The 5,630-nt window shown below is 46.7% G+C and carries 6 protein-coding genes; 2 read left to right on the forward strand and 4 right to left on the reverse strand.

Translation table 11 applies throughout. The annotated features are described in order from the left end of the window. Nucleotides 1-56: 56 nt before the first annotated feature. The 3 genes from ACFQ2O_RS19375 to ACFQ2O_RS19385 all read right to left on the reverse strand — a co-directional run bounded on the left by ACFQ2O_RS19375 (nucleotide 57) and on the right by ACFQ2O_RS19385 (nucleotide 3,470). On the reverse strand, nucleotides 57-1,445 hold the full coding sequence (locus tag ACFQ2O_RS19375; RefSeq protein WP_377531896.1) for a GH1 family beta-glucosidase: 1,389 nt from the start codon (nucleotides 1,443-1,445) through the stop codon (nucleotides 57-59). 199 nt (nucleotides 1,446-1,644) lie between these two features. Beyond that, on the reverse strand, nucleotides 1,645-2,631 hold the full coding sequence (locus ACFQ2O_RS19380; protein WP_377531898.1) for a glycosyltransferase family protein: 987 nt from the start codon (nucleotides 2,629-2,631) through the stop codon (nucleotides 1,645-1,647). Beyond that, a complete protein-coding gene (locus ACFQ2O_RS19385; RefSeq protein WP_377531900.1) occupies nucleotides 2,628-3,470 on the reverse strand; it encodes a UDP-2,3-diacylglucosamine diphosphatase in 843 nt (280 codons plus the stop codon). The genes ACFQ2O_RS19380 and ACFQ2O_RS19385 overlap by 4 nt, the downstream gene beginning before the upstream one ends. Nucleotides 3,471-3,826: 356 nt before the next feature. Here ACFQ2O_RS19385 and ACFQ2O_RS19390 point away from each other — a divergent pair, with 356 nt between their 5' ends. Both ACFQ2O_RS19390 and ACFQ2O_RS19395 read left to right on the forward strand, forming a co-directional pair. Beyond that, complete coding sequence (locus ACFQ2O_RS19390) at nucleotides 3,827-4,078, forward strand: hypothetical protein (protein ID WP_377531902.1); 252 nt, start codon at nucleotides 3,827-3,829, stop codon at nucleotides 4,076-4,078. A gap of 3 nt (nucleotides 4,079-4,081) precedes the next feature. Then, entirely contained in the window at nucleotides 4,082-5,227 is a 1,146-nt protein-coding gene (locus tag ACFQ2O_RS19395) for an NAD(P)/FAD-dependent oxidoreductase (RefSeq protein WP_377531905.1), read from the forward strand. Between the two features lie 141 nt (nucleotides 5,228-5,368). Here the strand turns inward: ACFQ2O_RS19395 and ACFQ2O_RS19400 are convergent, their stop codons facing one another. Further along, nucleotides 5,369-5,581 carry a hypothetical protein gene (locus ACFQ2O_RS19400; RefSeq protein ID WP_377531907.1) on the reverse strand — a complete coding sequence of 71 codons (213 nt, stop codon included), beginning with the start codon at nucleotides 5,579-5,581 and terminating at the stop codon, nucleotides 5,369-5,371. Nucleotides 5,582-5,630: the final 49 nt, after the last annotated feature.

Here is a 5,630-nt window from a genome sequence, read left to right on the forward strand (position 1 = left end):
CTTATACTTATACTTATACTTATACTTATACTTATACTTATACTTAGCTCATGCCATCATCCCTCCAGAAACTGCTTATACCAGTAGCCGGAGCTCTTGATGGTACGCTGCTGCGTCTCAAAGTCGACATGCACTATGCCGAAGCGCGGGTCATAGCCCTCTGCCCACTCAAAGTTATCGACAAAGGACCAGACAAAGTAACCGCTTACGTTGGCCCCCTCCTGCCTGGCACGCAGCACCTGCTGCAAGTAACGCTGCAAAAAATCAACGCGGAGCGGATCGTGCACCTGCCCATCTTTTAATTCATCTGCAAAAGCGGCTCCGTTTTCAGTGATTAAGATTTTCGGAATATTTTTGTACTGGCTATACTTGTGCAGAAGGTGATAAATGCCTTCAGGGTATACTTCCCAATTCATCAGCGTTTGCGGTACGCCCCTTTTTTTAGGTGGCACCAGGTTAGCTTGCATAAAAGGTGTCCAGAAAGAGTATTTTACCACCTCTCGGGTGTAGTTCTGAATACCGATAAAATCAAAGTCATACTTAAGTAATTCTTCATCTCCAGGCTTCATGTATTTTTCGATGCGGCGCATAAACTTCAGATCATCCAACGGATACCCCAGTCCCAGCACAGGCTCCAGGAACAGGCGGTTCAACAGTGCATCCACTCGCTTAGCAGCTTTTATGTCTTTTTCTGTTTGCTGCAGTGGCTCTACGTGCGAGCAGGAAAAGGTGGTGCCAACCTCTGCTTCTGGCAGCATGCTTTTTAGCACGCGCGCACCTGCTGCCTGGCATAAGGTGGCATGATGCACAGCTGGCACAAAGGAGCCGAAGCCACGGCGGCCCGGTGCATGTACTCCCAGGAAATAACCGGCCCCGGTAAACACCATCGGTTCATTCAGCACCATCCAGTGCTTTACTCTGTCGCCAAACGCTTTAGCGCACAATGCTGCGTACTCCTGAAACCACCCTATCATATCGCGGTTTGCCCAGCCGCCCTTTTGCTCTAAGGCATGTGGCAGGTCCCAATGGTAAAGCGTTACCCACGGTTTTATTCCCAGTTCCAGGCAATGATCAATTAAGCGGTTGTAATAGTCTATGCCAGCCTGGTTTACCTGCCCCACGCCCTCTGGCAGTAACCGGGACCAGGAAAGCGAAAATCTGAAATTTGGAATGGACATGGACTGCATTAGCTCCAAATCATCCGGATAGCGGTTGAAGAAATCGCAGGCAAGGTTGCCATTGTGATTCTGCTTTACCTTCCCTTTTCTAGCCGAGAAAACATCCCAAATCGAGGCTCCCTTACCGGCTACGTCATGTGCTCCCTCAATCTGGTAGGCTGCCGTAGCTACTCCCCAGGTAAAATCATTTCCAAAAGCGGTTTTGGTTAGTGGCGGGTTTGTATTATCAGGTTGATTTATACTTGCTGCGTCGCTGGTAGCGCTCATCTTTGTCTTGTGTTTCTGAAAAGCTGCTCCTTTAGTGGAGCTTACGTAAGTTATACCTACGGTTTTTCTAACTTTTATACTTTATTTATACCCAGATTGGCTGCACTTAGAGCTTGTTTAAATTTTGTTTTGGCAAGTGAAAGCTGTAAGAACTTTTTCCTGGCTTTTGCAGCGCAAAGTATAAATTTCAACCATGCACTTAGGTGTTCTCACGCACAATACGTTCGACAATGGCATCGGTCTCATCTGGGTAATCTACTTGCACCGGCAGGCCTTCTTCCAGCCAGTCTTCAATTTTATGAAGATGTTTTTTCTTAAGGTTCTTCATCGTAGCAACTCCCATATGCTTTAAAGCTGCCGCGTTACATACCTGCTCAAACTGGTTTTTCATGGGCACCACCAGTAGCTTCTTTTGCAAGTATAAAACCTCTGACGGCGTGGCGAAACCAGCAGCACATAATACCCCCTCCGCTGCGGCCATACTTTGTAAAAAAGCCTCGTTATGAATAGGCTGCACCCACACGTTTTCGTGGCGGAAGGGCTGCTTGTTATGCTTTGAAAACACCTGCCACTCCACGTGCCTGAACTGAGTAAGCCTGTTCACGATTTTATGATCATCGTGGGCGGGCAGGTAAACAGTGTAGTGCCCTAGGTTGCTTACCTGCAGCTCGCGTACCTGCTTCCGAATAATGGGTGTGTAAATGGTATCACCATACTTAGCAAAGTGAAAGCCGTATTGTGCCGTGGTGGGTGAGTAGTTTTTAAGAATAAACCTGCCCAGCAGGTCTGCCTCCTCAGGTTTTGGCACATTTTTGTTTAGTACCGCCACCTGGTTGCTCAGGCCAACGCAGTGCTTTCTGGCCATCATACAAGCCCAGGCAGAAACAGGTTCAAAATCTGTAATCACCAGATCATACTCCTTAATTGGCAGTTGGCGGATTTCTTTATAAAAACCTCTGGAGTTTATCTGCGCAAAGGTTCGATAGAAATCCACCCCTCCGTTTTTGCCAAAAATAAAGCTAAGACCCTTAAGGCGATACTTAATAGGCTGCGGCAATGTAAGGTCTACCTGGCAGCCGCTTACAAGTATATCCAGCTCGCCACGCTGCTGCAGGGCAGGAATCACATCCTGTGCACGGGTAAGGTGGCCATTTCCGGTCCCCTGAATGGCATAAAGAATTCTCAAGCCGTCTTCAGTTTAAATTCCACCATCAGGTTCTGAAAAAGCTGAATGTTTGTTGGCTCCAACTCCTCGTCCCCCTCCTGCACCAGCACATCCAGATCTTCTCTGAAGTTGTACAAGCTCCAGGAGCCGTCGGCATATTCTAACGATGTCAGGTTTTCGATCCAATCGCCGGAGTTGAGGTAAGTAACTGTTCCTTTTGAATTAGAAATCTCACGCATTTCCGGGTGATGAATGTGGCCGCACACCACATAATCGTAGTCGTTGGAAATGGCTATGTCAGCAGCTGTCTGCTCAAAGTTATTGATGAACTTGACGGCACTCTTTACCCTGTTCTTGATGTTGCGCGACAGGTATACCTGCTCTCGGTTAAACTTATGGCAGAAGAAGTTAACCATCCGATTAATCAGGATAAGCGCGTCATACCCTTGTGCGCCGAGCTTTGCCAGCCACTTGGAGTGCTGCATGGTCACATCAAACACATCTCCATGAAACATCCAGGCACGTTTGCCGTCCAGCTCCATTACTAGTTTGTTCACAACCTGGAAAGACCCTAACTTAAAGCCAACGAACTTGCGCAGCATTTCATCGTGGTTACCGGTGATATAGTATACTTTGGTACCTTTGGCAATAAGGCCCATCAGGTGCTTTACCACCTTCATGTGTGCGGCAGGCCAATAGCTTTTACTAAACTGCCAGATATCTACAATATCTCCATTCAGGATTACTGTTTTAGGGTTGATGCTTTTAAGATAGGCCAGCAGCTCCTGTGCATGACAGCCATAGGTGCCGAGGTGTACGTCAGAAATAACAACTACCTCTACTTTTCTTTTTTTTGCCATAAGTGTGGCGTGGGTGAGAATAAATTAAGTCCGGTTAAATTTAAAGGGAGAGTAGAAAGAGTGTAGCCTGTACAGAACAACATCCAGCAGCTTGCCTGCCACGTTGTCCATAAGTTTCTTTACCTGTTTCATAGTTTTATACTTTTAAAGGTTGAAAGATGCCTTTGGCTAAAGCTCTCCTAAACTACAGCACTAAAGTACTCCACAGGTATTACCTGCAGGTTATGAAGCAGTTATGGTTAAGTTAAAGATTCTGAGAAATATTCTTATTACAATAATGCATAGGGTTTCGGCCATTAATGGTGTTGTGTCAGGCTGATGAAAAGTGGTATCTTCGTGGGCATATTAGAAGACACATGGATAAGAGCAGATATATCGTTACCACCACCGATGGGCAGCAGGTAGAGCTGACGCAGGCGGTCATCCTCAAAAGCAACAACCTATACCCTTTCGGGCAGCACAATTACGCCATCTATGAAACACCGGAAGGCAAATTTATAAAAGCCATGAACAGCGGCGAGCGCGAAATTATGCTTACCCAATATGAAATGATAGACGAAACAAGCGCCCGCAGCTACAACCATCCATACTTCCGAACCGACGACTAAGCCATGCAACTGAGTTTCTGGGAACGCGAAACCTATTTCAATGACATTAATGTGCTGATAATTGGCAGCGGTATTGTTGGTCTGAATGCAGCGCTTCACCTAAAAACCACGCAACCAGCTTTAAAAATACTGGTTGCTGAACGAGGTTTGCTGCCCACTGGTGCCAGTTCTAAAAATGCAGGATTTGCCTGCTTTGGTAGCCCCTCCGAAATGCTGGAAGACCTGCAGCATCACCCAGAAAATGAGGTCTTCAGCCTAATAGAGCGCCGCTGGAAAGGTTTGCAACGCCTGCGCCAAAACCTTGGGGACACAGCCATCGACTATAACCGTTGGGGTGGCTATGAGCTGTTTCAGCCCAAACAGGAAGAGCAAGAGCTATATGAAGCCTGCCTGCAGCAACTACCCTACCTCAACAAGCAGCTACAAAGTATAGTTGGCGAGCCTGATGTTTACCAGACAGCAGACGAACAGATTAGTCATTTTGGGTTTAAAGGGGTGCAGCACCTGCTGCTGAGCACAGCCGAAGGGCAGATAGACACCGGCAAAATGATTCTGGCACTTACGCAGAAGGTACAGGCACTAGGGGTGCTGGTATTAAACGGGCTGGAGGTTCTGGAACTGCACGAAGAAGATAAAGGCATTACAGCCACTACCACACAAGGTATAAATATCAAAGCAAGTGCCGCCCTAGTGGCTACCAACGGCTTTGCGCAAAAACTGCTGCCGCAGCTTTCGGTAGTGCCGGCAAGGGCACAGGTGCTAATTACGAAGCCTATCCCCGACCTCAGAATTAAAGGCACTTTCCATTACGATAAAGGCTACTATTACTTCCGCAACATAGGCAAACGTGTGTTGTTTGGCGGAGGCCGCAACTTGAACATACAGGCTGAAGAAACCACTGAACTTGGGCTGACAGAGCTGGTGCAAAACAGGCTGGAACAGTTGCTGCGTGAGGTTATACTTCCGGAAACTCCTTTTGAGGTAGAACATCGCTGGAGCGGCATTATGGGTATGGGCAACGCTAAAACAACTATTGTGCAGCAGGTATCAGAGCGGATAAGCTGCTCTGTAAGGTTAAGCGGCATGGGCATCGCTATCGGTTCTCTGGTAGGTGAAGAAGGTGCAGAACTGGTGTTGCGGCAGTTGTAACACCAGCATGTTATCTATCATACTTGCTACAAACAAGACTGGTTCCGATAAAGCCGTACTCGACCGTAACTCTTATAAAAGCAAACGGCAAACTGTCCAGATTAAGCAGTTTGCCGTTGATATAGGTGCATTCTAAATTATTTATGCGTTTACCCATTGTGGTGTGGTTTCGTGGTATACTGGTACTTTAAAACGTTGCTGGGCTTCTTTTTCAGCCCGGTAGAAGGCATGATACTCCTCCTCTCCCATTTCCTCTCTTAATGCTATATGAAATAGCGCCATTTCTGGATATAATTTGTACTGTTCCAGGCGCTCCTGAGGATTGTTTCTGTTAAATTCATAAAAGCTTTTCATAGTTGGACTAACATAAATAATTGAGTAATAAATAATTGACCAAACTTAA

This window comes from Pontibacter rugosus, from assembly GCF_042678745.1.
Lineage (GTDB): Bacteria > Bacteroidota > Bacteroidia > Cytophagales > Hymenobacteraceae > Pontibacter > Pontibacter rugosus.